Here is a 26708-nt window from a genome sequence, read left to right on the forward strand (position 1 = left end):
GAGACTTTCAACATGACCATCGAAACCAAAGGCTGGGTCGCCCAGAACGACAAGATGCCGGGCAACGCCTGTTTTCGCGTATACGGCACGGTGTGCGTTGCCCACCCGGGCATCGAACCGGTACTGAGCATGCCCGGCCTGCAGGACCGGTCTTTCAACCTCAGGCTGGAACTCAAGCTGCAAGAGCAGGACGGCATCTACCCGCAGGTGCTAACCGAAAAAGTGGTGGCGTTCCAGATGCCGGGCGATCACAGCAATATCCCGAAAGTGGAGATCATCCACGACCGTGAGCTGATCACCAGCATCACCGACATAATCGACACCCACTGACCGGCCTGCAGCGGCGGTTGCTCAGCCGTTCAGGTAGTTCGGTGGCCGCTGCAACAAGGCCTCAAATGCGGTAGGGGCTACCGGCCGGCTGATCAGGTAGCCCTGCACCTCGTCGCAGCCGTGCTCACGCAGAAACGCCAGCTGCTCCGGGGTTTCCACACCTTCGGCCACCACCTGCAGGCGCAGGCTCTTGGCCATGGCGATGATCGCCCGGGTGATCGCCGCGTCCTGGCTACCCTCGAGCAGGCCACGGATGAACGCCTGGTCGATCTTCACGTAGTCCACCGGGAAGCGCTTGAGGTAGCTGAGCGACGAATAACCGGTACCGAAATCGTCGATGGCCAGCTTCACCCCCAACGCATGCAACTGCTCGAAGGTGGCGATGATGTGCTCGACGCTGTCGAGCAACTGGCTCTCGGTCAGCTCCAGCTCCAGCAGGTGCGCCGGCAGGCCGGACTCCCCCAACACCTGGCGCACCAAGCTGACCAGCTTGCCTTGGCGCAACTGGTACACCGACAGATTGACCGACACGCGAATCTCCAGCCCCTGGCGCCGCCACTGGCAAGCCTGCCAGCACGCCTGACGCAACACGAACTCGCCCATGGGCGCGATCAGCCCGGTCTCTTCCGCCAGCCCAATGAACTCCCCCGGCGGCACCATGCCAAGCTCCGGGTGTTGCCAGCGCACCAGCGCCTCGGCGGCATGCAGTTGGCCGGTGCGCAGGCACAGCTTGGGCTGGTAGTAGACCAGCAACTGCCCCTCGTCGATGGCCTTGCGCAGTTGGTTCTCCAGCTGCAACCGCTCCAGGGTGCTGGCGCGCAGGCTCTCGGTGTAGAACTGGAAGTTGTCGCCGCCCAGGTGCTTGGCGTGCTGCTTGGCCATGTCGGCCTGGCTGACCAGCGCGTTCAGGTCGAAGTTGCCGTCGGCCAGCAGGCTGATACCCACCGAGGCGCTGATCACCACTTCGTGGCGACCAAGACGCTGCGGCACCCGCAGCTTGTCGAGCAGGCGCGTGGTGACCCGCACCAGGCTGGACAGGTTGGTGTAGCCGTCGAACAGGATGGCGAACTCATCCCCCGACAGCCGTGCCACAGTGTCGGCCTCGGGCACGGCGTTGGCGATGCGCTGGGCCATTTTTTTCAGCAACTGGTCGGCCAGTTCGTGGCCAAGGCTTTCGTTGAGCAGCTTGAAGCGGTCCAGGTCGACATGCAGCAGCGCCAGGCTGCGCCCGTTCAGGCGCATGCGCTGGGCGCCTTCATGCAGGCGCAGGCGGAACAGCGCGCGGTTGGCCAGCCCGGTGAGGTCGTCGTAATGGGCCAGGTAGCGCAAGCGCTCTTCCGACTCGCGGCGTGCCGACAGGTCGGTATAGAAGCCGACAATGCTGGCGATGCGGCCACGGGCGTCACGCACGCTGTTCAACTGCAGCCACTGCGGGTACAGCTCACCGTTCTTGCGCGCCTCGACCAGCTCGCCCTGCCAGCGGCCCTGCTGCTCCAGGGCCTGGTCGATGGACTGGCTGTGGCGGCGGGCGTCGCGGCTGCACGAAAGCTCCAGGGCATTGCGCCCGATCAGTTCGGCGCGGCCGTAGCCGGTGACATCGCAGAAAGTCTGGTTGACCGCCAGCAGCTCATAGTCGGCATCCAGAATGGCAATGCCTTCGCTTGCGGCCTCGAACACCGTGGCGGCCAGTCGCTGCTGCTCTTCCTGCAGCTTGCGCGCGGTGATGTCGCGGCGGGTGCCGAGCATGCGCAGCACCTTGCCCCCGGCGTCGCGCTCCACGGCCCGGCCGCGGTCCTCGATCCAGCACCAGTGGCCCTGGGCATGGCGCACCCGGTATTCCACCCGGTAGTCCTCGGTACGGCCCTTGAGGTGCTCGACCAGGGTGCGGCGCAGCAACGGCAGGTCGTCGGGGTGCAGGCGTGGCTTGAGGTCGCCACGCACCGAGCGGACCTGCTCGGCATCCAGGCCGAACAGCGCGTGAAGTTGGGTGTGGTGGACTTCGTCGCTGGCCAGGTTCCAGTCCCACAGCCCCAGCTCACTGGCTTCCAGGGCCAGGGCCAGGCGCTGTTCGCTCTTGCTCAGGGCCTGGTTGGCCAGGTCCAGCTCGTGGCTGCGCTGGGCCACGCGCTGTTCGAGCCCGGCATGGGCCTTGCGCAGCTCTTCTTCGGCCTGGCGGCGCTGGCGCACTTCGCCACTGAGCTGGTGGTTGAGGTCTTCGCCGTGGCGCTGGGCAGTTTGCAGGTGCTCGATCAGTGCCTGGTTCTGGAAGCGCCGCAGCAGGCCGCGCTCGATCAGGCGGTTGACCTGCCAGGCCACCACCATCAGCGCCCCCAGCAGGATCAGCCCAAGCCAGCCCCAGCCACGCTGCTGGCCGGCGTCGTAGACGAACAGAAACAGGGTCGGCGGCAGCAGGCAGGGCAAGGCGAAGCTCAGGAAGGCCGGCAGGCTGACCGCATAGGCGACACTGGCCGACAGCGCCGCCGCCCCCAGCAAGCCGAACACCCAGGCCTGCTGCACGAAGTTATCCACAGGCACCAGGGCAATTGCCGCGCTGGCCAAGGTCAGCCCGCTGAACCCCGACCCGAACAGGAACATGCGCCGCCAGCTGGGCATGGCCTGGCGCACCGGGGTAGCGGCCTCGAACGCCGCCACCTGGATCACCCGCAACGCCACCAGCGCCAGCAGCCAGACCATCCACACACTCACCAGCAAATAGCGCGCAGGGCTCCACAACAGCCAGGCGCAGAGCAAGCCGTTGAGCAGCATGAACAATGTGGGCAGCAGCGAGCCCTGATAAAGCAGGCGGGTGCGCTCGATCGACAGCTCCGTGGCAAATTGCCTGCGAACGTTGCGTAACGCCTGCGGCGATGCTCCGATCGCCCTGCATTCCTGGGTCATATGGCTGGTTTCTTGTTGTGTTCTTGTTATGGCTGACCGCAAATGTGCTGGGAGAATACACAAGCGTCGCCCCGGACCAAACTGCTCTGCGTCATGATTTCGAAAATGTCTTGTGCGTCGTACTGCGACCGCTCAACCACGCGGCAACGCCGTGCTTGCCGATGAACGGTCAAGATGCCCGCTGGTGATTTGCACGGCAGGCGTTTGCCCCTGCCCCCCGCGCGGCCCTAGAATGCGCGGATGCATACCGATGACCTCTCCCTCCTGCTGAACTCCCTCAACGACGCCCAACGCCAGGCCGTAGCGGCCACGCTGGGGCGCCAACTGGTGCTGGCCGGCGCCGGCTCCGGCAAGACCCGCGTGCTGGTGCACCGCATCGCCTGGCTGATCCAGGTTGAAGGGGCCTCGCCGCACTCGATCCTGTCGGTGACCTTTACCAACAAAGCCGCCGCCGAAATGCGCCAGCGTATCGAGCAACTGCTGGGTATCAACCCGGCCGGCATGTGGGTGGGCACCTTCCACGGCCTGGCCCACCGCCTGCTGCGCGCGCACTGGCAGGAAGCCGGGCTGGTGCAGAACTTCCAGATCCTCGACAGCGACGACCAGCAGCGCCTGATCAAGCGGGTCATGCGCGAAATGGGCCTAGATGAGCAAAAATGGCCGGCCCGCCAGGCCCAGTGGTTCATCAACGGGCAGAAGGACGAAGGCCTGCGCCCGCGCCATATCCAGGCCGGCGGCGACCTGTTCCTGGGCACCATGCGCGACATCTACGCCAACTACGAGCAAGCCTGCGAGCGCGCCGGGGTCATCGACTTCTCCGAACTGCTGCTGCGTGCCCTCGACCTGTGGCGCGACCAGCCCGGTTTGCTGGAGCACTACCAGCGCCGCTTCCAGCACATTCTGGTGGACGAGTTCCAGGACACCAACGCCGTGCAGTACGCCTGGTTGCGCCTGCTCGGTGCCGGCGGGCGCAGCCTGATGGCGGTGGGCGACGACGACCAGTCGATCTACGGCTGGCGCGGCGCCAAGATCGAGAACATCCACCAGTACACGGCAGACTTCCCCGACGCCGAGATGATTCGCCTGGAGCAGAACTACCGCTCCACCGGCGGCATCCTCAAGGCCGCCAACGCCTTGATCGCCAACAACAGCGGGCGCCTGGGCAAGGAGCTGTGGACCGACATGGGCGAAGGCGAGCCGCTGACGCTGTATGCCGCCTACAACGAGCACGACGAAGCGCGCTACGTGGTCGAGACCATCGAAAGCCTGGTCAAGCAGGGCAATGCGCGCAACGAAATCGCCATCCTGTACCGCTCCAACGCCCAGTCGCGGGTGCTTGAAGAAGCGCTGCTGCGCGAACGCATCCCGTACCGCATCTATGGCGGCCAGCGCTTCTTCGAGCGCGCCGAAATCAAGAACGCCATGGCTTACCTGCGCCTGCTCGAAGGCCGTGGCAACGACGCTGCACTGGAGCGGGTGATCAACGTGCCGCCACGCGGCATCGGCGAAAAAACCGTCGAAGCCATCCGCGACCACGCCCGCCACGCGCAGCTGTCGATGTGGCAGGCCATGTGCCAGCTACTGGCTGCCAAGGCCCTCAAGGGCCGCGCCGCCAGCGCCCTGGGTGCGTTCATCGAGCTGATCGAGAACCTCGCCAGCAAGGTCGCCGACATGCCGCTGCACCTGATGACCCAGACGGTCATCGAGCAGTCCGGGCTGATCATCTACCACCAGGAAGAAAAGGGCGAAAAAGGCCAGGCCCGGGTAGAAAACCTTGAGGAACTGGTCAGCGCCGCGCGCAACTTCGAAACCAGCGAAGAAGACGCCGACCTGTCTCCGCTGTCGGCGTTCCTCGGCCACGCCTCGCTCGAGGCCGGCGACACCCAGGCCGACGAGCACGAAGACAGCATCCAGCTGATGACCCTGCACAGCGCCAAGGGCCTGGAGTTCCCCTACGTGTTCCTGGTGGGCATGGAGGAAGGGCTGTTCCCGCACAAGATGAGCCTGGAAGAACCCGGCCGCCTTGAAGAGGAACGCCGCCTGGCCTACGTCGGCATCACCCGTGCCATGCGCCAGCTGATCATGACCTACGCCGAGACCCGCCGGCTGTACGGCAGTGAAACCTACAACAAGGTGTCGCGCTTCGTACGGGAGATCCCGGCCGGGCTGGTACAGGAAGTGCGCCTGTCGAACACCGTCAGCCGCCCGTTCGGCGGCGCCAAGGCGCCGGCCAGCAGCCTGTTCGCCAACGCCAACATTCCGCAGACCGCCTTCAACCTTGGCCAGCGCGTGCAGCATGCGGTGTTCGGCGAGGGTGTGATCCTCAACTTCGAAGGCTCCGGCGCCCAGGCCCGAGTGCAGGTTAACTTCGACGAAGGCAGCAAGTGGCTGATGCTTGGCTACGCCAAGCTTGAGGCCTTGTAGGAGCGGCCTCGTGTCGCGAAGGGGCGCGTAGCGGCCCCAAACTATCAGCATCCTGCAAAATCGCCGGGGTTGCTACGCAGCCCTTTCGCGACACGAGGCCGCTCCTACAGGCGTACAAGTGGCTTTTCCTTAATTAATCAGGCAAAAGCTCGAAACATCTTGTCGCTGGTCATGTCTGCTGCTTCATGTGCACCATGACGCGCGTGCAATCCACAAAATGGGAACCCCCAACTTATGCAACGTTTTCTTAGCATCGCTCTGGCGCTCTGCGTCGGCCTGACGCTGAGCCTCGACGCCAACGCCAAGCGCTTCGGTGGCGGCAAGAGCTCGGGCGCCGCGCCTATGCACCAGACTCGCCAGGCATCCCCGACTACCCCTGCTGCTGCCCCGACCGCACCAGGCCGCGCCCCGGCCGCCGCTGGCGGTGCTTCGCGCTGGCTGGGCCCGCTGGCCGGCATCGCCGCCGGTGGCCTGCTGGCCTCCATGTTCATGGGCGACGGCTTCCAGGGCATGCAGATCCTCGACTTCCTGATCATGGGCCTGATCGCCTTCCTGGTGTTCCGCTTCATCGCCGCGCGCCGTCGCCAACAGCAGCCGCAGCACGCTGCCGCCGGCCACGCCCCGTACCAGCGTGAAGCCCAGCCGCAGGCTGCCCCACAGTCGATCTTCGGTGGCTCCGCCGCTGCTGCACCTTCGCCAACGGTCAATGCACCGGCCTGGTTCAACGAAGCCAGCTTCCTGGCAGCCGCCCGTTCGCACTTCCAGACCTTGCAGCAGCACTGGGACGCCAACGAGATGGACAAGATCTCCGAGTTCGTCACCCCGCAAATGCTCGAGTTCCTCAAGCGCGAACGCGCCGAGCTGGGCGATGGCTTCCAGTCCACCTACATCGACAACCTCGACGTACAGCTGGACGGCGTGGAAGATCGCGCCAACCACACCGACGCCACCCTGACCTTCCGTGGCGTGTCGAAGACCTCGCGCTTCGACCAGGGCGAAGCCTTCAGCGAAAGCTGGCACATGGTTCGCGCCCAGGGCGAGAACCAGCCTTGGCTGGTGGCCGGTATCCGTCAAAACGACTGATAACCCCACGCTGCAGACAAAACCCCGGGCCCTGGCCCGGGGTTTTTGCTTTTGCCACAGTCGGCTACTAGGGTATAACGCGCAGCGTTGTCATCAAGGCTAGAGGATGTGAACCGTGGAAGAAGTGATCGAGCAACTCCGTGAAGCAAACGAGCCGGTACCGGTACCGCTGGAGCTTCCCGATGAAGATCAGTTGGTGGAGATCGAGGAACAGCTGTTCATCAACATTCCATTTGTGTTCAAGGAGTACCTGCTCACCGTCAGCGACGTGACCTACGGCTCGCTGGAGCCGGTGACCGTCACCGACCCGCAACTGCACACCTACCTGCCGGACGTGGCGGCCAACGCCTGGGATGCCGGCGTGCCACGCGACCTGATCCCGCTCTGCCAGGACGGCGACGACTACTACTGCGTCGAAGAAGACGGCACCGTGGTGCTGTGGTCCGGCGAGGAAGAGATCGTCACCGAAGAAAGCTGGGAATCGGTGTGGCACTGGGTGCGGGACGTTTGGCTGGAAAGCTGATACAGGCCACGTCCCCCCTGTAGGAGCCGGCTTGCCGGCGATAGGGCCATGCGCTCTATCAACAGGCCCGGCCAGATCGCCGGCAAGCCGGCTCCTACACAGGGAATCGGGCGCAGGAAAAAACCATGGCCCTATGCCATTAAAGTGCTTAAAATCGCCAAGCTTTCTGCGCCTGGCGACATCGCTACCGCTCCATCCCCTCGGACGACGGTGAAATCTTGCGCAGAAGGCGTCCCCTTCAGTGCGAATGATCGCGGCTGTTTTCCAGCGTCTCCAACAGCGCCACCTGCATGCGGGTATGCACGCGGATCAGCCAGCGCCAAAGCAACGCCACCACCACTGCCGCCACTACCACGATCACCAGCAGCAGTTCGCTGGTGGGCAGGATGCTGGCCGACAACGCCGACAGCAGCAGGAAGATCACCAGCAGCGACAGCAGCGGGATCACCTCGGCGATCACCCGCCGTACACGCTGGGTATGCCGCCCAGCCATCTCCGGTTTGACCCCCATCTCGGCCAGCAGCATCGACAGCGCCTTGAGCTTGCGGTATGCGGCAATCAGGAAAGGTAGCGACAGCAGCAATGCCGCGCCCCAGATCAACGCCTTCTGCTGGCCAGCATCGGCCACCCACTCACTGAGCCATTCACCGATGCGCCCGGCAAAATAACCACCGCTGAAGAAGATCGCGATCACTAACGCCAGGTTTACTCCCACCTGCAACAGGATGCGCCGGATCATCGCCGCCAGCATCGCCCCCTCACCCTGGGGCTGGATGTTGCGCAGCCATTCGCCATACAGCGACAGCACCCGCGACAGGCGGCTGGGCACTACCTTGCCGAGCTTGATCGACAGCGGGTCGGCGGCGCGGATCAGGTAGGGCGTCAGCAGCGTGGTGATGGCCGATACCGCCACGGCCACCGGGTAGAGGAAATCGCTGGTCACCTGCAGGGTCATGCCCAGCGCGGCGATGATGAACGAGAACTCGCCGATCTGCGAAAGCCCCATGCCCACCCGCAGCGAGGTGCGCCCGTCGTTGCCGGCAATGAACGCGCCCAGGCCGCAGGAGAGCATCTTGCCCAGCACCACGGCCAAGGTGATGACCACGATCGGCCAGGCGTATTCGACCAGGATGCTGGGGTCGATCATCAAGCCGATGGCGACGAAGAAGATCGCGCTGAACAGGTCGCGAACCGGCTCGATCAGGCGCTCGATCTTCAGCAACTGGCGCGATTCGGCCATGATCGCGCCGATCAGGAAGGCCCCCAGCACCATGCTGTACTCAAGCTTGACCACCAGCAGGCAGAAGCCGAAGCACAGCCCCAGCACGGTGATCAGCAGCATCTCGTTGCTTTCGAACTTGGCCACGTAGGCCAACAGCCGCGGCACCAGCAAGATGCCGACGACCAGCGCGACGATCATGAACAGCGACAGCTTGCCCACGGTGGAGAACACCTCGCCCGAACTCACCGTACCGCTGACCGCAATGCCTGACAGCAGGGCGATGATGCCGATGCCAAGAATGTCCTCGACGATCAGCACACCGAAAATCAGTTGCGCGAAGCGCTCGTTCTTCATCTTCAGGTCGTTGAGCGCCTTGACGATGATGGTGGTCGAGCTGATGGCCAGGATGGCGCCGAGGAACAGCGAGTCCATGGTGTTCCAGCCGAACCAGCGGCCTATCTCGAAACCGATCCAGATCATCAGGACGATTTCCAGGAATGCCGCAATGAACGCCGTGGCCCCCACCTTGAACAGCTTGCGCAGGCTGAACTCCAGGCCCAGGCAGAACATCAGGAAGATCACCCCAAGCTCAGCCAGGGTCTTGATGGTGTCTTCATCGTGGATCAGGCCGAACGGCGGGGTGTGCGGGCCGATGATGAAGCCGGCGACGATGTAGCCCAGCACCACGGGCTGCTTGAGACGATGAAAGAGGATGGTCACCACACCGGCAACCAGCATGATCACGGCCAGATCCTGGATGAAGCTGATGGCATGCATGGCGTGATTACTCCTTGTCTCGATGCACGGGGCGAACCGCTCCTCTGCCAGAAAACGCTGACAACCGAAGCAGGCACATACTGTAGTGATAGGTGGAAAAGCCCACGTTGCATGGGCGCTGTCAGGTTAACATCGCGCCTTGCCGCACATCGTCCGTGCAATATATGGAAACAGATCGGCAACGCCAGCGCCGCCGATGGCAGAATCGGCGTGACGATGGAGCGTCAGGCGACGTCCCGTACCAGGATGGGAAACCTCAAAGAGGGGAACAGAAGTGTCAGCAGATACCCGCCCCGTTTCAGCGCAACCAAACCGTGAGCTCACTATGGAACCTGGAAACGCCCAGTTGTCGATGACCGTCCTGATGACACCGGACATGGCCAACTTCTCTGGCAACGTACACGGCGGCACGCTGCTCAAATACCTCGACGAAGTCGCCTATGCCTGCGCCAGCCGCTATGCCGGCAGCTACTGCGTGACCCTGTCGGTAGACCAGGTGATCTTCCGCGAGCCGGTGCACGTGGGTGAGCTGGTGACCTTCCTGGCCTCGGTCAACTACACCGGCAACACGTCGATGGAGGTGGGCATCAAGGTGGTGACCGAAAACATCCGTGAGCGCTCGGTACGCCATTCCAACAGTTGCTTCTTCACCATGGTGGCCGTGGACGACAACCGCCGCCCGGTGCCGGTACCGCCGCGCCAGCCGCACAGCAGCGAGGAGAAGCGCCGCTTCCTGCAAGGCCAACAGCGCCGGCAGATCCGCCAGGAGCTGGAAGAGCGCTACCAGAACCTCAAGACCGATTCGATCTGAAGCCGGCTTCTGATCCTACAGGGGTTACAAACGCTGCGCCTCGAAACGCACCCGCGGGTGGGCGATGCGGTCCTGGGCCCGCACCAGCTGCAGCTCGTAGCTGGCGCTGGCCTGGGTTTCCAGCAGCACCTCATGCACCGCAGCTGCCGTGAACTCGAACGCCTGCACCCAGCTGTCCCCCAACAGCACACGGGCCAGGAACAGCCCCGAGGTCAGGTCGCCCACCCCCACCGGCTGGCGCGGGAAGGCCAGTAGTGGCCGGCGCAGGTGCCAGCTGCCCTCGGCAGTCGCCAGCAGCATCTCGAAGGTGTCGTCGCCGCGACCGGGGTAGTTCAGGTGCTTGACCAGCACCACCTTCGGCCCGCGCTCCAGTAGGCTACGGGCCATGGCCACACAGTCTTCAAGCGACTGCGCGCGACGCCCGCAGAAGCTGTCCAGCTCCAGTTGGTTGGGGCAGAGGATGTCGGCCCGCGCCGCCGCTTCGTCAAGCAGGAACTCGCCCACCTCGGCTGGCACGATGCAGCCCTTCTCGGCATGCCCCATCACCGGGTCGCACAGGTACAGCGCCCGCGGGTTGGCGGCCTTGATGCGCGCCACACCGGCGAGGATCGCCCGGCCCTGCTCGGCGCTGCCCAGGTAGCCCGAAAGCACCGCGTCGCAGTGGCCCAGTTCACCGATAGTGGAAATGCCTTCCACCAACGCAGGAATTTGCGCCGGAGCAAGCACTTCGCCTGCCCACTGTCCATACTGAGTGTGGTTGGAGAACTGCACGGTATTGAGCGGCCAGACGTTCACCCCCACCCGTTGCATGGGAAACACCGCGGCACTGTTGCCGGCGTGCCCGAAGACGACGTGGGACTGGATGGCGAGCAGGTGCGGCGTGCGTTTCATGCAGGAAGATTCCGAAACCATTGAACGAATGTGCGGCGCGCAGTATGAACCCGAATGCCATCTGTACGACAGGCCAGAGACGCAGTTAAGCTGGATCGACCTGTCTGGAGCTAAGCCAAATGTTGACCCTGGAAAACCTCTTCGTCCTGATGCTGGTGGCGACCGCAGGCGCCTGGCTGTGGCACAACCATGGGCTGCGTGAAAAAGCCCTGGCGCGGGTCAAGCAGCATTGCGCCAAGCTCGACCTGGAACTGCTCGACGATGCCGTGGCGCTCAAGCGTATCGGCTTCGTGCGCGATGCCAACGGCAAGAAACGCCTGGCACGCATCTACAACTTCGAGTTCACCGTAACCGGCGAGCAGCGCCACCCCGGCACCGTCACCCAGTTCGGCGCCCACACCATGCAAATTGAACTGGCGCCCTACCCGTTCGAGATCAAGACCCCACCACGCGCCGACAACGTGATCGAGATGCAGCAGTGGCGTCAGGAGCACAACCGCTGGGGCAACTGATCAGCCTTGCAGGCGGCAGGCGGCAAGGGCTGCCTGCAGCGCTGCCAAGGGTTGCGCAGTGTCGAAGATCAGTTCCAGGCGTGAGTCCTTGCGCCATTCGCTTGGCTGCCACTGTAGGTCACCTTCAAGGCCATTGAACGACTGCCAGCCTTGCGCGCTGTGGATAACGCCTTTGGCCCGGCGCCAAGGCCAGGCCCGCAGAAACTCGACCAACCGTTCGCGATCAAAGCACTGGCTGGGGTGCCAGCGCCAGCCCACGCTCCAGCCGCCTTCGCCTTGCTGAGCCTGACAGATCGGCTGTGTGGCATCTGTCCACAAGGCCGTCATGGCGGCAGGTTTTTTGTCCACAGGCAGCCTGGAAATGGCCGCCTCGGCGTCACCGGCTGTGGAAAAACCCGGCAGCTGAGGCAGCGGCAAAGCACCTTGGTCCGTCCAAAACACCGAAACAGCTGGAAGCCTTGCGGTTATCAACAGACGGGATGCACTGTCCACAGCCGCCGACTTGTTGATAACCAGCAACTCACAGGCGGGCAAGGCCGCCTGCTGCGCCTCGGGCAGCGGCTCGCCCCGCGCCAGGACCTGGGCATCCAGCACCATCAGCAAGGGCTGTACCGCCAGTACGCCAGTCCAAGGCGCCTGCTGCAATTGCTCCAGCAACTGGCGAGGGTGGCCAAGCCCGGACGGCTCGATGAACACCCGGTCCGGCTTCGCCTTGCGCAACAGGCGGCCAAGCCCCACCTGGAACGGCATGCCGTTGACGCAACACAGGCAGCCGCCGGCGACCTCACCGATGGCAATGCCATCTTCGTCACGCGCCAGCAGCGCGGCATCCAGGCCGATCTGGCCGAACTCGTTGACCAGCACCGCCCAGCGCTCGTTGGCCGGGCGCTGTGCCAGCAGCTGGCGGATCAGGCTGGTCTTGCCGGCGCCCAGGGGGCCGGCAACAAGGTGGGTGGGGATGTTGTGGAGCATTTTCACAGATCGTCTAAGGGGGTCAGGCCCAGTCTACAGCGTGGGAGCGTAAGCTTCAGGCCAGTTCCGTACCTATAGGAGCCGGCTTGCCGGCGATGAGGCCGGTTCAGGCAGTACAAGACAGCGCACCCTCGAGGCTCAGGCTGGCTGACGCGACTTACGCCAGCCAGTCCAGGCTCAGCAGCAACCGCCGCTTGCCCACAGGGGTCAACGGCGACCTGTGGATAAGCCCATAGCCCTCGTTACCCTGCCACTTCTCACCCTTGAGCAACGCAACGTCACCGACTGCCAAGTGTTGGACTTTATCCACAGGTGGTTGATCGTACTGCAACCGCTGCCGGTCGATCACCCCTTCCCCCAACCATTCACTGCCCAACCCGCCATAGGTACTCAACAGCCGCAGCGGTACATGGTCCACGTGAAAACGCGGGCACATGGCACCCTCAAGCACCCGCAGGCGCAAACCGATGCGCCGCGCCCCAAGCAGGCAGGTATAGGCGTCCACCAGCCACGCCACATCCGCCACGAAACCTTCGTAGCCATGCAGGTCGGCCGCCTCGCGCAGAAGCTGTGGCAATTGCACCGGTTGCCGCTCATCGACATCGACCACCCGCTCGTCGGCAAACGACTGGCCCAGGCTTAGCACCAGGGTGGCGAAGTCCTCCACCTGCGGCGGCAACTGCCGTTGCCACACCGCAAGGTTCACGCCGTCGCGCAGGATATCGGTCATCACCTGCGGCGACGGGCCGTGCACCTGGCAGATATCCACAACCTGGCGCGCCAGTATCATGCCGCCGCCTCCTCGACCCAGGGGCCGAACGGGTCGGGCAGGCGCAGCCAGGCCATTGGCTCCAACTCCATTTCCGCATCGCTGAGCAAGCAGGCATCCAGCTCTGTGGATAACTGCGCAAAGTCGATGTTCTGCCCGATAAACACCAGCTCCTGGCGGCAGTCACCGGTTTCTACCGACCATTGTTTAAGTATCGCTGCGGTGTTTTCTTCATCCTGGGGCCACTGCTCACGGGGTACGAAGCGCCACCAGCGCCCGGCCAGGCCATGGCGCATCATGCCGCCGGCCTGGGACCAGCTGCCGGCCTCCTGGTATTTGCTGGCCAGCCAGAAGAAACCCTTCGAGCGCAGCAAGCGGCCATTGCTCCACGGCCTGTTGATAAAGTCGAAGAAGCGCTGTGGATGGAACGGCCGGCGCGCCTGCCAGGTGGTGGCGGCAATGCCGTATTCCTCGGTTTCCGGCACGTGCTCGCCGCGCAGCTCCTGCAGCCAGCCCGGAGCCTGGGCAGCCTGGTCGAAGTCGAACAGGCCGGTGTCGAGAATGCGCGACAGCGCCACCTCGCCCATCACCATCGGCACGATCTGCGCCCGGGCGTTGAGGCTGCGCAGGATGGCGGTCAGCTCTTCGCGTTCGTGCTGGCTGATCAGGTCGATCTTGCTCAACAGCAGCACGTCGGCGAACTCCACCTGTTCGATCAACAGGTCGCTGATGGAGCGCTCGTCCTCTTCGCCCAGGGTTTCGCCGCGGCTGGCCAGGCTGTCGGCGGCCTGGTAGTCGCGCAGAAAGTTCAGGCCGTCGACTACAGTCACCATGGTGTCCAGGCGCGCCATGTCCGAAAGGCTACGGCCCTGCTCGTCGCGGAAGGTGAAGGTCTCGGCCACCGGCAGCGGCTCGGAAATGCCGGTGGACTCGATCAGCAGGTAGTCAAAGCGGCCTTCGCGTGCCAGCCGCGCCACTTCTTCGAGCAGGTCTTCGCGCAGGGTGCAGCAGATGCAACCGTTGCTCATCTCCACCAGTTTTTCTTCGGCGCGGTTCAGGCTGACGTTGCGCTGCACCTCACTGGCATCGATGTTGATTTCGCTCATGTCGTTGACGATCACCGCGACGCGCAGGTCGTCACGGTTGCGCAGCACATGGTTGAGCAGCGTGCTCTTGCCGGCGCCGAGAAAGCCGGACAGCACGGTGACAGGAAGACGGTTGGGCATGACGGACCTCATCGGGCAGGCGCATTCGAAGCGATGCATTGCACAATGTTATATTATAACAATACAATTTCGCCAAGCCGTGTTGAGCGAACGGTCGTCCGGAGAGCGTCACTCATGAAACTGTTCTGCGCATTGGCGCTGCTGTCGATCACCTTGCCCCTGCCGGCGCTGGCCATGCCGCGCACCGACCTGGCGCTGTGCACCCGCAGCGCCACCCTGCTGGCCTGCCAGGACAGCAAGGGCAACTACTACAGCGTGCGCACCGAAGGCAGCACCTTTTACCTGCGCGGCTACGAAAGCGCCGGCAAGCGGCTGTGGGCGCAAACCAACAGCCGCTACGGCGCGCTGACCTTCTTCACAGGTTTGGCCAGCGACGGCGAAGCCTGGGTCGGCTACAGCCGGCGCATTGGCTGGACCACTCTCAACCGCGTCTCCAGTTCCAGCGGCCAGCGCTTTGCCCTTCACTGCAGCCTCGTCGGCGGTTGCCGCTAAGCCTTCTATTTCAGGACCCTTGCCATGACCAGCCTCACCCTCCCCGACATCGCCGCGCAAAGCAGCGAGCAATTCCTGCCGCTGGACTGGGTGGGCATGTGCGGCATCGCCCTTCCGCTGCTGCTTGACGGGCGCAGCCTGAGCGCCCGGGCCGATGCCGGCGTCAGCCTGGACGATGGCGCAGCCCGCGGCATCCATATGTCGCGCCTGTACCTGGCGCTGGAAATACTGGAGCAACAACCCCTGAGCACCGCGCTGATTCGCCAGGTGCTGGAGCACTTTCTCGAAAGCCACCAAGGCCTGTCGCGCCGCGCCTACCTGCGCCTGGCGTTTGATCATTTGCTCAAACGCCCCGCCCTGGTCAGCCCGCTGGCTGGCTGGAAGCACTACCCGGTCAGCATCGATGCACGCCTGGAAAATGAAATGTTCCACGTGGAACTATCGGTGGATATTCCCTACTCCTCTACCTGCCCATGCTCAGCAGCCCTGGCGCGGCAGTTGATTCAGGAGCAGTTCGACCGGGACTTTTCCGGGCCATCGCTGGATCGCGACAGCGTGCGCCAATGGCTGGGCAGCAGCAGCGGCATCGTCGCCACGCCCCACAGCCAGCGCAGCAACGCCAGGCTGCAGGTGCGCCTGGCAGACGGCGAACTGCACCTGACCGAGCTGATCGACTGCGCTGAAAGCGCCTTGGGCACTGCGGTGCAGACCGCGGTGAAGCGCGCCGACGAGCAGGCCTTCGCCCTGGCCAACGGCCAGAACCTGATGTTCTGCGAGGATGCTGCCCGCCGTCTGCACCAGGCTTTGCGCCAGGCGCAGGGGGTGACGGGCTTCAAGGTGCGCGTGGAACATGCAGAAAGCCTGCATGCCCACGATGCGGTAGCTGCCAGCCGCTGGCAGTGGTGATCAGCTGCGTGGCTTCACCGTGCCACAGTCACTGCCCAGCCACACCGCACGGGTGTCCATGCTGCCCTGCTGCTGAACGCCCGAGGCGTTGAACGTGCCGTTGACCTTGGTCAGGAACTCGCGGTCGCTGAGGAAGGTGGCCTGACCCTGGCCTTGGGCTTTCGGGCAACTGAACTGGAATTTCCAGACATTGCCGTTACGCTCGGTGATCTTCTGGGTGCAGCCGGACTGCGGGTCTTGCAACGGGATGTCATCGGTCTTGACCTGCTCCGGGGTCAGGCACGAGCGCACGCCCTTGCCGCCGACGGTGATGCCTTGCTTGGCCAGTGCGGCTTCCATCATCGCCCGCTGCTCGGGCGCGAGGTTCTTAAGCTGACCGAGCATGAACTCCATGTCCGGCAACGGCTTGCCATCGACCTGCATGTTGCTGGTGGTCAGCTCCCACAAGCCGGGTTGCAACATCTGCGCATGGACCAGCGGGCTGCCCAAGGCCAAGGTCAGGACAAGCAGTGGCAGACGATTCTTCATGGATCAACGCTCCTGGAAATACCGGCTCAAGCCGGACTGTGCCGTTAGACGTCATTTTAGCCGCCGGGTTGCAGAGGCCCCCACGAACGTGGTCTGTTAAGTGCCAGTACTCTCGGCAAGCAGGATGCGTATGGATTTCCACAGCCCCTACTTTTTCGGTTACGTGCTCGGCCTGATTCACCTACTGGGCATCATCGCCGCGCTGCATGCGGTGTTCACCGTGCGTACCGCCCAAGGCGCCATTGCCTGGGCCATGCCATTGTTCTTTATCCCCTACCTGGCGCTGATCCCCTACCTGGTGTTTGGCGCCCGCTCGTTCTACGCCTACATCCAGGCGCGGCGCCAGGCCAACCAGGAAATGCACGTGGCCATGGCCAACCTCAACTGGCGGCCTTGGGTCGAGGAGGCGCTGACCGCCCGTGAGTCGGACAGCTACGCTGCCCTGCGCGCCATGCCCAAGCTCGGGCGCATGCCGTGCCTGGCCAACAACGAGGTGAAGCTGCTGATCAACGGCCAGGCCACCTTCGAGGCGATCTTCGCCGCCATCGAGCAGGCCCGTGACACGGTGCTGGTGCAGTTCTTCATCATCCACGACGACGCCCTGGGCCAGCAGTTGCAGCAACGGCTGCTGCGCAAGGCTGCCGAGGGGGTGCGGGTGTTCGTGCTGTACGACCGGGTCGGCAGCCACGCCCTGCCGGCCCGATACAGCCAAGTGCTGCGCGACGGCGGCGTGCAGATTCAAGCCTTCGCCACCCGCCGCGGCCTGTTCAACCGCTTCCAGGTGAACTTCCGCAACCACCGCAAGATCGTGGTGGTCGATGGCCTGACCGGTTTCCTCGGCGGGCACAATGTGGGCGACGAGTATGTCGGCGGCCACCCGCAGCTCTCGCCCTGGCGCGACACCCATGTGCAGGTCAGCGGCCCGGTGCTGGCCTGCCTGCAGGAGTCGTTCGCCGAGGACTGGTACTGGGCCACCCGCGAGCTACCGCCGCTGATACTGCCCGACACCTACCCCGAAGACGGCGTGCTGTGCCAGGCCTTGGCCACCGGCCCCGCCGACCCGCAGGAAACCTGCTCGCTGTTCTTCGTAGAAGCCATCTACTCGGCCAGCCATCGGGTGTGGATCACCAGCCCATATTTCATCCCCGACGAAGCGGTGTTCGCGGCCCTGCGCCTGGCGGTATTGAGGGGTGTGGACGTGCGTATTCTCATCCCGTCGCGCCCCGACCACCGCATCGTCTATGCCGCCTCCAGCCTGTTCGCCTTCGAGGCGGTACGCGCGGGGGTGCGCATGTTCAGGTATCAACCGGGTTTTCTGCACCAGAAGGTGGTGCTGGTGGACGACGAGGTCAGCGCCATCGGCAGCGCCAACCTGGACAACCGCTCGTTCCGCCTGAACTTCGAAATCACCCTGCTGACCGTCGATCGCGCCTTCGCCGACCAGGTCGAGCAGATGCTGTTGCAGGACTTCGAGCAGGCCCGGGAGATCACCGCCGAAGACAGCCGCGACACCCACCGCCTGCAGCAACTGGGCATGCGTATCGCGCGGCTGATTTCACCGATCCTGTAGGCAACCCGCCGGTGCATCTACAGGGCACACCGGCGGGCAGGTTTCAGCGGTACAGGTCCTCACGGGTCCATGGCAGCTCGTGGTGGCCGTCGGCGTGAGGTTTCACAGCGAGGATCTGGTGCAGGTTGATCCAGCCCTTGGTGAAGGCATAGGCGCAGCCGGCCAGGTATAGCCGCCAGATGCGCAGGGTCTTCTCCGGTACCAGCGCGGCCGCACGGTGCAGTTGGTTTTCCAGGTTCTCGCTCCAGTGGTTGAGAGTCTTGGCGTAATGCAGGCGCAGGCTCTCCACGTCCACCACCTCCAGCCCGGTTTCGCAGATGCTGGCGGTGATCATCGACAGGTGTGGCAACTCGCCATGGGGGAACACGTAGCGGTCGATAAACTCGCCCGCCCCGCGGCCCACCGGGCGGCCATCGACATGCTTGGCGGTGATGCCATGGTTCATCACCAGGCCACCCTCGCGTACCGCGCCGAACAGGCGCTGGCAGTACAGCGCCAGGTTGGCGTGGCCGACATGCTCGAACATGCCGACGCTGACCACCTTGTCGAAGCGGCCATCCTGAGGCAGGTCGCGGTAGTCGAGAATCTGCAGGTCGACCTTGTCGGCCAGGCCCTCCTCCTTCACCCGCTGGCGGCCGAGCTTCAACTGCTCCTTGCTCAGGGTGATGCCGAATACCTTGGCGCCATACTCGCGGGCAGCAAAGCGGGACAGCCCGCCCCAGCCACAACCCACATCCAGCAGGTAGTCGCCGGCCTGCAGGCGCAGCTTGCGGCACAGGTGGTCGAACTTGTCCTGCTGGGCCTGGGCCAGGGTGTTGTCCGGCTCCTTGAAGTAGGCGCAGGAGTAGGCCATGTCCGGGTCCAGCCACAGCTGGTAAAAATCGTTGGACAGGTCGTAGTGGTAGGAAATCGCCTCGGCGTCGGTGCGCTTGTCGTGGGCCATGCGGGCCGGCAGCACCTCGTCTTCATCCTTGAGCAACGCCTCGCTCAGCTCGTCGCAGACGCGGATGACCTCGCCGATATCGCCCTCCAGCTCCAGCTTGCCTTCGACAAAGGCCGAGCCGAGTTCATCCAGGTTGGGGTGTGTGAGCTGGGTGATCAGCTGGGGCTCCTTGACCAGAATCGTCACCTGCGGGCTGGGCCCGAGGTCGAACTGGTTGCCGTCCCACAGCTTGACGCGTAACGGCAAGTGCAAGCTCTGCAACGCGGGTGGAAGTTGCGCAAGCATTCATGACCCTCCCATTCAATCAGACGGGGCGTCTGGCCTTACATGTGCGACGCCACCGAATGAGGGTAGTTCATTAGTACGAAGTTTCCGGTAATCACGACCTTGGTCTAGGGGGCCTTGCCACAGACAGCGCAGCAGATTGTATACAATCTGCTGCGCCGGGATTAACCTTATGCCCTCTTCGCTTTCTCACATCCCTGGAGTGACAACCCCCATGAAATCCTATGACGTGGTGATCATCGGCGCCGGCCCCGGCGGTTACAACGCCGCTATCCGCGCCGGTCAGCTGGGCTTGAGCGTGGCCTGTGTCGAAGGCCGCTCGACCCTCGGCGGCACCTGCCTGAACGTCGGTTGCATGCCCTCCAAGGCGCTGCTGCACGCCTCCGAGCTGTATGAGGCGGCCAGCGGTGAGGAGTTTGCGCACCTGGGCATCGAGGTCAAGCCGACCCTGAACCTTGCGCAGATGATGAAACAGAAGGACCAAAGCGTGACCGGCCTGACCAAGGGTATCGAGTACCTGTTCAAGAAGAACAAGGTCGACTGGGTCAAGGGCTGGGGCCGCCTGGACGGCGTCGGCAAGGTGATCGTCAAGGCCGAAGACGGCAGCGAGACCACCTTGCAGGCCAAGGACATCGTCATCGCCACCGGCTCCGAACCCACCCCGTTGCCGGGAGTGACCATCGACAACCAGCGCATCATCGATTCCACCGGCGCCCTGGCGTTGCCTCAGGTACCCAAGCACCTGATCGTCATCGGCGCCGGGGTGATCGGCCTGGAGCTGGGTTCGGTATGGCGCCGCCTGGGTGCCCAGGTGACGGTCATCGAGTACCTCGACCGCATCTGCCCGGGCACCGACGAAGAAACCGCCAAGACCCTGCAAAAAGCTCTGGCCAAGCAAGGCATGGCCTTCAAGCTGGGCAGCAAGGTGACCCAGGCTACAGCTACGCCCGACAGCGTCAGCCTGACCGTCGAGCCGGCCGCCGGCGGCGCCGCCGAAACCCTGCAGGCCGACTATGTGCTGGTGGCCATCGGCCGCCGCCCGTACACCAAGGGCTTGAACCTGGAGAGCGTCGGCCTGGAAACCGACAAGCGCGGCATGCTGGTCAACGACCACCACCGCAGCCCGGTGCCGGGTATCTGGGTGATCGGCGACGTCACCAGTGGCCCGATGCTGGCGCACAAGGCCGAGGACGAAGCGGTAGCCTGCATCGAGCGCATCCACGGCAAGCCCCATGAGGTGAACTACAACCTGATCCCGGGCGTCATCTACACCCGCCCGGAACTGGCCAGCGTGGGCAAGACCGAAGAGCAGCTCAAGGCCGAAGGCCGCGCCTACAAGGTCGGCAAGTTCCCCTTCACTGCCAACAGCCGCGCCAAGATCAACCACGAGACCGAAGGCTTCGCCAAGATACTCGCCGATGCCAACACCGACGAGGTGCTGGGCGTGCACCTGGTGGGCCCGAGCGTCAGCGAGATGATCGGCGAGTTCTGCGTGGCCATGGAGTTCTCGGCCTCGGCCGAGGATATCGCCCTCACCTGCCACCCGCACCCGACCCGCTCCGAGGCCCTGCGCCAGGCGGCGATGAATGTGGATGGCATGGCGATGCAGATCTGAAACACCGCCGCCTGAGGATTTGACGCGCCCCTGTAGGAGCCGGCTTGCCGGCGATGCGGCCGGGCCTGCCAGCGAAGATCTGTGCCACGGCTGATGGCCCTATCGCCGGCAAGCCGGCTCCTACAGGGAATGGGCAGGGCAATGTAAATGGAGGTCCCGGCCCTACCCGCTCGCCAGCTTTTTATCCACAGCCGCAAAGCGCGACGCCAGGAACGGTGTGATATCCAGCGGTAACGCCTCGTTGTGGACAACTTTATCTAGCAACACCCCGGTGATCGCCGAGGTGAGAATGCCGGTGCGGAAGTGCCCGCAGGCATTGAAGTACCCTTCGACGTTATCCACAGGCCCGAGAATCGGCAGCTCGTCCGGCGACCCCGGGCGCAACCCGGCCCAGGTGCGCTTGAGGTTCACCTGCGCCAGCTGCGGCACGCAGCGTATCGCCCCCTGCACCAACCCGCTGATCTCCGGGAAGGTGTTGCTCACATCAAAACCCTTCTCCTCGGTGGTGCTGCCGATCAGGATCTCGCCGTTGTCCTTTTGCGCCATGTAGCAGTCACTGGTGGTGATGCAGCCGTCCAGCAGCTTGGGCAGGCGCTCGGTCAGCACGATCTGGCCCTTCACCGGCTTCACCGGGATGCTCTGCCCGGTGGCCCACTCGCTCAGCTCGGCAGCCCAGGCCCCCGCGGCGTTGATCAGCGTGGCGCAATGGAATTCGCCAGCCTGCGCGGTGCGTACGCCTTTGATGCGCGAACCCTGGTGCAGCACGCCGGTGACGTCGACGTTGGGGTAAAGGTGAACGCCGTTCTGCCGCGCCGCCTCCATGAACGCATCGCCCAGGCGGAACGGGCTGACCTGGTGATCGCAGAGGAATTCCAGCGCGCCGGTCGCCTGCGGCGTCACCGCCGGCTCCGCGGCACGCAGCGCGGCGCGATCGAGCCAACGTACCTGGTCGGCCAGGTGCGGGATGTGCCGCACGATATGCTCGGCGTACAGCTGGTCTTCTTCGTCCTGGATGACGTACTTGAGCCCGGTGCGCTCGAACTTGAAGTCCATGCCGTGGCGCTCGATCAGCTCCTGGTGCAGCTGTGGATAAAGTGCGTTGGACTGCAACGCGAAGTCGAAGAAACACTGCGGCAGGATGTGCGGCGTGCTGGAATCCACCACCACCGCCGCGCCGTTGGCCTCGCGCTTGCTGCGTGAGGACATCATGCGAAAGAAGATCACCCCGCAGCCCAGCCCCACCGACTCGCCGATGGCCCACAGGCCGCCGGCCGAGGCGCGGGTGGCGTTGCCCGGGCGCTTGTTGTCGATCAGGGCAATGCGCAGGTTCTTGCGTTTGGACAGCTGGTAGGCGCAGGAGGCGCCGATCACGCCGCCACCGGCGATGACGATGTCGTAGTGCTTGGTCATGTTCAGGCCTCCGTGGCCAGCTGGGCGAATGCAGAAAACGGGATCGGGTCCACCGGGAAGCGCGGCCGCAGCCAGCCCACGTCCTGGCGCCCGGTGGCACTGCGCAGGCGGTCACTGCAATAGCCAACGCACATGCGCCCCTGGCAGTCGCCCATGCTCACCCGGGTGCGCATCTTCAGGCTGGCCATGTCTTCCACGCCCTGCTCCAGGGCCAGGTCGATCTGCTCGCGGGTCACGTGCTCGCAGCGGCAGATCACCGTGTCGGGCTGGGGCAGGCCAATCTGCGCAGCGCCCCGGGCGGTGTAGCGCTCCACCCCGGAGCGGAAGCGCTTGATCGCGGCCAGCTTGCCCAAATAGCGCTCGCGGCGCTCAATGGCCTGTTCGGCATCCACCTTGCCCATCTGCAGCAGTATCGACACCGCCGCGATGCGCCCGGTCAGCATGGCCGCCTCGCCGCCACGAATGCCGGCCATATCGCCGGCCAGGTGCACGTTGGGCCGGTTGCTTTGCTGCCACACATTGCATTCGGCGCGCAGGTAGCCGTCCTCGCTGAAGCCGTGGGCCAGGCCCAGTTGCTGGCTAAGCTGGGTGCGCGGGATAAAGCCATAGCCCACCGCAAGGGTTTGCGCGGTTTCGCGCTGCACCCGGGTCATGTCCGGCTGCCAGTCCTTGGTGTAGGGCGCCACGCTGACTTCGCGCAGTTCACCGTCGCCGCTGGCGCCAACCACACCCCAGCCGTAATGCATGGGGATGCCGTTGAGCTTCATGTACGCCAGCATGCTCAGGCCGTCGAGGAACAACTGCGGCTTGTTCATCAGCGCCAGGCTCTCCCGGGCAATGCGGTTGAACGCGCAGGCCTCGAACACCCCAGCTACCTTGGCGCCAGCAGCGTGCAACTGGCAGGCCACCAGCGCCAGCAACGGGCCGGTGCCGGCGATCAGCGTGCTACCCAGGGGTTTGACCACCCCGCTCTTGATCTGCAGTTGCAGGCCACCCAACAGCATCACCCCCGGCAGGGTCCAACCGGGGAACGGCACGTTGCGCTCATGGCAACCGGCGGCCAACAGCAGATGGCTGTAGTCGACTTCGTGCAGCTGTTCGTCGGCGTCCAGCACCATCAGGCATTGCTCGTCGCCGCCCACCACGCGATGGTTCAGGCGCAGGTCGATGTGCTCGACGCTGGCGGCAAAATCCTCGTGCAGTGCGTTCAACGCCTTGGCATAGCGCGGACCCAGGTAGCCAAGGTCGACACCTGCGCGCAGCGGGCCACGGTACACCACGCCACCGGGGCGCGAGGCTTCGTCGAACAGCAGGCAGTCGACGCCATGTTCGGCCAGCTCGATGGCAGCCCCCATACCGGCCGAGCCGCCACCGACGATTACAGGGCGCAAGTTCATGGGCGGCCCTCCCCGTGTACCGGGTTTACCTGGGTCACCACCTGCATGCCCGGCCGCACCAGGGTCTGGCAGGCGCGGCGCTTGGGCCGGCCGTCGATCTGCACCAGGCAGCAGTGGCACACGCCCATGCCGCAAAAGGCGCCGCTGGCCTGGCCGTGGTCGTTGCGCGCCAGTTGGCGCAGGCCCACCGCGTTGAGCACGCTGAGTACCGTTTCGCCTGCTGCAGCAACCACTGACTGGCCGTTGAGCAGCAGGGTGACGTCCGGGTGTTCGAGGGGCTGGATGTCGTGGAACCGCTCCATTTTCTGCATGACTTTCTCATCCTTGGTGATACAGAGGCTTGGCAAAGTACGCCAAATGCAGCGGCGGTCCATTGACCTGTGCCGTGATGGCACGCGCGAAATTTCCACTGGCGCAGAAGCAGATCAAGCGTTGACAGCCCCGGCAGTGCTTGATAATAATCCGGCATGTTGTACGACAACCGATAACAAAAATAACAACGAGTGACCCACACCATGTCGACATCCGCCACGCGACACGTCCGCCTCCTGCACCCGCTGCTGTCCCCGGCAAGCCCCTTCGGCTCGTTGCGCCCACCCCTGGGCAGCTGACGCCGGCACCCCCACGCATTCATCGGCTGGCCCACCCCGGGCCGGACACCCACCGCCTCAACCCCCGGCGCCAACGCGCGCACGGGGGACGGGCTGCTACACCCTCAGGGAGCACAACAATAATGAAAATCGGCCAGACCCTTCCCTTCGCCCTGCTTGGCGTCAGCGTCTTAGGTGGCCTGCCAGCCACCAGCCTGGCAGAGGGCTTCGTCGAGGACGCCAAAGCCACGCTTGGGCTGCGCAACTTCTACATCAACCGCAACTTCACCAACCCCGCCAACCCACAGAGCAAGGCTGAAGAGTGGACCCAAAGCTTCATCCTCGACGCCCGTTCCGGGTTCACCGAAGGGCCAGTCGGCTTCGGCGTCGACGTGCTCGGCCTGTGGTCGGTGAAGCTCGATGGCGGTGGCGGCACCTACGGCACGGCGCTGCTGCCACGCCATGACGATGGCCGCCCGGCTGACGACTACGGGCGCCTGGCGGTCGCGGGCAAGGCGCGGATCTCCAAGACTGAGCTCAAGATCGGCGAATGGATGCCGGTGCTGCCGATATTGCGCTCGGACGACGGCCGTTCGCTGCCGCAGACCTTCCGCGGCGGGCAGATCACCTCAAGCGAGCTGGCCGGGCTGACCCTGTACGGCGGGCAGTTCCGTGGCAACAGCCCGCGCAACGACGCGAGCATGGAAGACATGAGCTACGGCGGCGGGGTGTCCGACCGCTTCAACTTCGTCGGTGGCGAATACACCTTCAATCAGAAGCGCACCATGCTCGGCCTGTGGAATGCCGAGCTCAAGGACGTTTACCAGCAGCAGTACGTGCAGCTGACCCACAGCCAGCCGCTGGGCGACTGGACCCTGGGCGCCAACCTGGGTTACTTCCACGGCGATGACGACGGCGCCGCGCGGGCCGGGCAACTGGACAACAAGACCTGGTCGGGGATGTTCTCGGCCAAGTATGCGGGACATACCTTCTGGGTGGGCCTGCAGCGGGTCGACGGCGACACCTGGATGCGGGTCAACGGCACCAGCGGCGGTACCCTGGCCAACGACAGCTACAACTCAAGCTTCGACAACGCAGAAGAGCGCTCGTGGCAGGTGCGCCATGACTTCAACTTCGTCACCGTCGGGGTGCCGGGGCTGACCCTGATGAACCGCTACATCAGCGGCGACAACGTACACACCGGGGCGGTGACCGACGGCAAGGAATGGGTGCGCGAGACCGAGCTGGCCTACGTGATCCAGAGCGGCCCGTTCAAGGACTTGAGCGTGAAGTGGCGCAACTCGTCGATTCGCCGGGACTACAGCAACAACGAATTCGACGAGAACCGGTTGATCTTCAACTACCCGTTGTCGTTGTTGTAAGGGCCACTCCCATAGGGTAGCGCGAGGCCTGGACCCAGCGCGGTACCTGTGGGAAGCGGCCTCGCCGGGGCGCCGTCCGGTCGAGATGGGCTGCGTAGCAGCCCCGACGATTTTGCAGGTGTTGGCAATCTTTGGGGCCGCTTCGCGCCCCATCGCGACACAAGGCCGCTTCCCACAAGATTGCGCGAGGCCAGAATCAAGCGCTGTCCCTGTTTTGCGCGATCCTGCAGCTGAGCGCATAACCACCAAAGCAGCATTGACAACAGCCAAAACCCCTGCCGATAATCTTCGCAGTCATACGACAACTTACAACAATTAACAACAAGAGCCGGCCATGACCACTACCCCCCTCAAGCGCCTGCTGCTCACCGGAGCAGCAGGCGGCCTGGGCAAGGTCCTTCGCGAACGCCTGCAAGGCTACGCCGAGGTCCTGCGCCTTTCCGACATCAGCCCCATGGAACCCACACGCGGCCCCCACGAAGAAGTGGTGACCTGCGACCTCGCCGACAAGGCAGCCGTGCACGCCCTGGTCGAAGGCGTGGACGCCATCATCCACTTCGGCGGCGTGTCCACCGAGCACTCCTTCGAAGCCATCCTCGGCCCCAACATCTGCGGCGTGTTCCACGTGTACGAGGCAGCGCGCAAGCACGGGGTCAAGCGCATCATCTTCGCCAGCTCCAACCACACCATCGGCTTCTACCGCCAGGACGAGCGCATCGACGCCCACTCCCCGCGCCGCCCCGACAGCTACTACGGGCTGTCCAAGTGCTACGGCGAGGACATGGCCAGCTTCTACTTCGACCGCTACGGCATCGAGACCGTGAGCATCCGCATCGGCTCGTCGTTCCCGCAGCCGCAGAACCCACGCATGCTCTGCACCTGGCTGAGCTATGACGACCTGGTGCAGCTGATCGAGCGCGGCCTGTTCACCCCGGACGTCGGCCACACCATCGTCTACGGCGCCTCGGACAACCGCACCGTGTGGTGGGACAACCGCTACGCCGAGCACCTGGGCTACGCGCCCAAGGACAGCTCCGAGCCGTTCCGCGCAGCGGTCGAGGCCCAGCCGGCACCCGCTGCCGACGACCCGAGCATGGTCTACCAGGGCGGCGCCTTCGCCGTGGCCGGCCCCTTCAACTGATCCTGCGTCAG

At 64.4% G+C, this 26708-nt stretch carries 23 protein-coding genes; 12 read left to right on the forward strand and 11 right to left on the reverse strand.

Features of this window, described 5'->3' with window-relative positions:
* Positions 1 to 12: 12 nt before the first annotated feature.
* Positions 13 to 330, forward strand: a complete 318-nt coding sequence (locus KSS94_RS26850; protein ID WP_217841024.1) for a hypothetical protein — start codon at positions 13 to 15, stop codon at positions 328 to 330.
* Between the two features lie 21 nt (positions 331 to 351).
* On the opposite strand, the gene KSS94_RS26855 is transcribed toward KSS94_RS26850, so the two are convergent.
* On the reverse strand, positions 352 to 3228 hold the full coding sequence (locus KSS94_RS26855) for a putative bifunctional diguanylate cyclase/phosphodiesterase (protein WP_217841025.1): 2877 nt from the start codon (positions 3226 to 3228) through the stop codon (positions 352 to 354).
* 240 nt (positions 3229 to 3468) lie between these two features.
* Here KSS94_RS26855 and uvrD point away from each other — a divergent pair, with 240 nt between their 5' ends.
* The 3 genes from uvrD to KSS94_RS26870 all read left to right on the forward strand — a co-directional run bounded on the left by uvrD (position 3469) and on the right by KSS94_RS26870 (position 7258).
* Entirely contained in the window at positions 3469 to 5652 is a 2184-nt protein-coding gene (uvrD, locus tag KSS94_RS26860; RefSeq protein ID WP_217841026.1) for a DNA helicase II, read from the forward strand.
* A 234-nt stretch (positions 5653 to 5886) separates the two neighbouring features.
* Positions 5887 to 6735, forward strand: a complete 849-nt coding sequence (locus KSS94_RS26865; RefSeq protein ID WP_217841027.1) for a Tim44 domain-containing protein — start codon at positions 5887 to 5889, stop codon at positions 6733 to 6735.
* Positions 6736 to 6850: 115 nt separating this feature from the next.
* Positions 6851 to 7258, forward strand: a complete 408-nt coding sequence (locus tag KSS94_RS26870; protein ID WP_217841028.1) for an SMI1/KNR4 family protein — start codon at positions 6851 to 6853, stop codon at positions 7256 to 7258.
* A 238-nt stretch (positions 7259 to 7496) separates the two neighbouring features.
* Here the strand turns inward: KSS94_RS26870 and KSS94_RS26875 are convergent, their stop codons facing one another.
* The gene (locus KSS94_RS26875) at positions 7497 to 9257 is read right to left on the reverse strand and encodes a cation:proton antiporter (protein WP_217841029.1); all 1761 of its coding nucleotides are present in this window, start codon (positions 9255 to 9257) and stop codon (positions 7497 to 7499) included.
* Positions 9258 to 9582: 325 nt separating this feature from the next.
* On the opposite strand from KSS94_RS26875, the gene KSS94_RS26880 reads away from it, so the two are divergent.
* Positions 9583 to 10068 carry an acyl-CoA thioesterase gene (locus tag KSS94_RS26880; protein WP_217841030.1) on the forward strand — a complete coding sequence of 162 codons (486 nt, stop codon included), beginning with the start codon at positions 9583 to 9585 and terminating at the stop codon, positions 10066 to 10068.
* Positions 10069 to 10092: 24 nt separating this feature from the next.
* On the opposite strand, the gene pdxY is transcribed toward KSS94_RS26880, so the two are convergent.
* A complete protein-coding gene (gene pdxY, locus KSS94_RS26885) occupies positions 10093 to 10959 on the reverse strand; it encodes a pyridoxal kinase PdxY (protein ID WP_217841031.1) in 867 nt (288 codons plus the stop codon).
* A gap of 119 nt (positions 10960 to 11078) precedes the next feature.
* On the opposite strand from pdxY, the gene KSS94_RS26890 reads away from it, so the two are divergent.
* On the forward strand, positions 11079 to 11471 hold the full coding sequence (locus KSS94_RS26890) for a DUF3301 domain-containing protein (RefSeq protein ID WP_217841032.1): 393 nt from the start codon (positions 11079 to 11081) through the stop codon (positions 11469 to 11471).
* On the opposite strand, the gene KSS94_RS26895 is transcribed toward KSS94_RS26890, so the two are convergent.
* The 3 genes from KSS94_RS26895 to zigA all read right to left on the reverse strand — a co-directional run bounded on the left by KSS94_RS26895 (position 11472) and on the right by zigA (position 14438).
* Positions 11472 to 12443, reverse strand: coding sequence for a CobW family GTP-binding protein (locus tag KSS94_RS26895; protein ID WP_217841033.1), 972 nt, complete (start codon positions 12441 to 12443; stop codon positions 11472 to 11474). It abuts the gene before it with no gap.
* Positions 12444 to 12600: 157 nt separating this feature from the next.
* Entirely contained in the window at positions 12601 to 13233 is a 633-nt protein-coding gene (locus KSS94_RS26900; RefSeq protein ID WP_217841034.1) for a DUF1826 domain-containing protein, read from the reverse strand.
* The gene (zigA, locus tag KSS94_RS26905; protein WP_217841035.1) at positions 13230 to 14438 is read right to left on the reverse strand and encodes a zinc metallochaperone GTPase ZigA; all 1209 of its coding nucleotides are present in this window, start codon (positions 14436 to 14438) and stop codon (positions 13230 to 13232) included. The genes KSS94_RS26900 and zigA overlap by 4 nt, the downstream gene beginning before the upstream one ends.
* A gap of 114 nt (positions 14439 to 14552) precedes the next feature.
* Here zigA and KSS94_RS26910 point away from each other — a divergent pair, with 114 nt between their 5' ends.
* Entirely contained in the window at positions 14553 to 14930 is a 378-nt protein-coding gene (locus tag KSS94_RS26910) for a glutamine synthetase (protein ID WP_217841036.1), read from the forward strand.
* A gap of 24 nt (positions 14931 to 14954) precedes the next feature.
* Complete coding sequence (gene folE2, locus KSS94_RS26915) at positions 14955 to 15836, forward strand: GTP cyclohydrolase FolE2 (protein ID WP_217841037.1); 882 nt, start codon at positions 14955 to 14957, stop codon at positions 15834 to 15836.
* On the opposite strand, the gene KSS94_RS26920 is transcribed toward folE2, so the two are convergent.
* Complete coding sequence (locus KSS94_RS26920) at positions 15837 to 16364, reverse strand: DUF3617 domain-containing protein (protein ID WP_217841038.1); 528 nt, start codon at positions 16362 to 16364, stop codon at positions 15837 to 15839.
* Positions 16365 to 16494: 130 nt separating this feature from the next.
* Between KSS94_RS26920 and cls the strand changes: the two genes are divergently transcribed.
* A complete protein-coding gene (gene cls / locus KSS94_RS26925; RefSeq protein ID WP_217841039.1) occupies positions 16495 to 17934 on the forward strand; it encodes a cardiolipin synthase in 1440 nt (479 codons plus the stop codon).
* Between the two features lie 43 nt (positions 17935 to 17977).
* Here cls and cfaB read toward each other — a convergent pair whose 3' ends face one another.
* On the reverse strand, positions 17978 to 19162 hold the full coding sequence (gene cfaB, locus KSS94_RS26930) for a C17 cyclopropane fatty acid synthase CfaB (protein ID WP_217841040.1): 1185 nt from the start codon (positions 19160 to 19162) through the stop codon (positions 17978 to 17980).
* 214 nt (positions 19163 to 19376) lie between these two features.
* On the opposite strand from cfaB, the gene lpdA reads away from it, so the two are divergent.
* A complete protein-coding gene (lpdA, locus tag KSS94_RS26935) occupies positions 19377 to 20777 on the forward strand; it encodes a dihydrolipoyl dehydrogenase (RefSeq protein ID WP_217841041.1) in 1401 nt (466 codons plus the stop codon).
* Positions 20778 to 20939: 162 nt separating this feature from the next.
* On the opposite strand, the gene hcnC is transcribed toward lpdA, so the two are convergent.
* The 3 genes from hcnC to hcnA are packed head-to-tail and all read right to left on the reverse strand — an operon-like array spanning position 20940 to position 23895.
* Positions 20940 to 22187, reverse strand: coding sequence for a cyanide-forming glycine dehydrogenase subunit HcnC (gene hcnC, locus KSS94_RS26940; protein WP_217841042.1), 1248 nt, complete (start codon positions 22185 to 22187; stop codon positions 20940 to 20942).
* Between the two features lie 2 nt (positions 22188 to 22189).
* Positions 22190 to 23584 (reverse strand): cyanide-forming glycine dehydrogenase subunit HcnB, encoded by a 1395-nt coding sequence (gene hcnB / locus KSS94_RS26945; protein ID WP_217841043.1) that lies wholly within the window; start codon positions 23582 to 23584, stop codon positions 22190 to 22192.
* Positions 23581 to 23895 (reverse strand): cyanide-forming glycine dehydrogenase subunit HcnA, encoded by a 315-nt coding sequence (gene hcnA, locus KSS94_RS26950; protein ID WP_217841044.1) that lies wholly within the window; start codon positions 23893 to 23895, stop codon positions 23581 to 23583. The genes hcnB and hcnA overlap by 4 nt, the downstream gene beginning before the upstream one ends.
* A gap of 422 nt (positions 23896 to 24317) precedes the next feature.
* Here hcnA and KSS94_RS26955 point away from each other — a divergent pair, with 422 nt between their 5' ends.
* Positions 24318 to 25556, forward strand: coding sequence for an OprD family porin (locus tag KSS94_RS26955; RefSeq protein ID WP_217841045.1), 1239 nt, complete (start codon positions 24318 to 24320; stop codon positions 25554 to 25556).
* A gap of 334 nt (positions 25557 to 25890) precedes the next feature.
* Entirely contained in the window at positions 25891 to 26697 is an 807-nt protein-coding gene (locus KSS94_RS26960; RefSeq protein WP_217841046.1) for an NAD-dependent epimerase/dehydratase family protein, read from the forward strand.
* The last annotated feature ends 11 nt before the right edge of the window (positions 26698 to 26708 follow it).

The sequence above is a fragment of the Pseudomonas fakonensis genome, assembly GCF_019139895.1.
GTDB classification, from domain to species: Bacteria; Pseudomonadota; Gammaproteobacteria; order Pseudomonadales; family Pseudomonadaceae; genus Aquipseudomonas; species Aquipseudomonas fakonensis.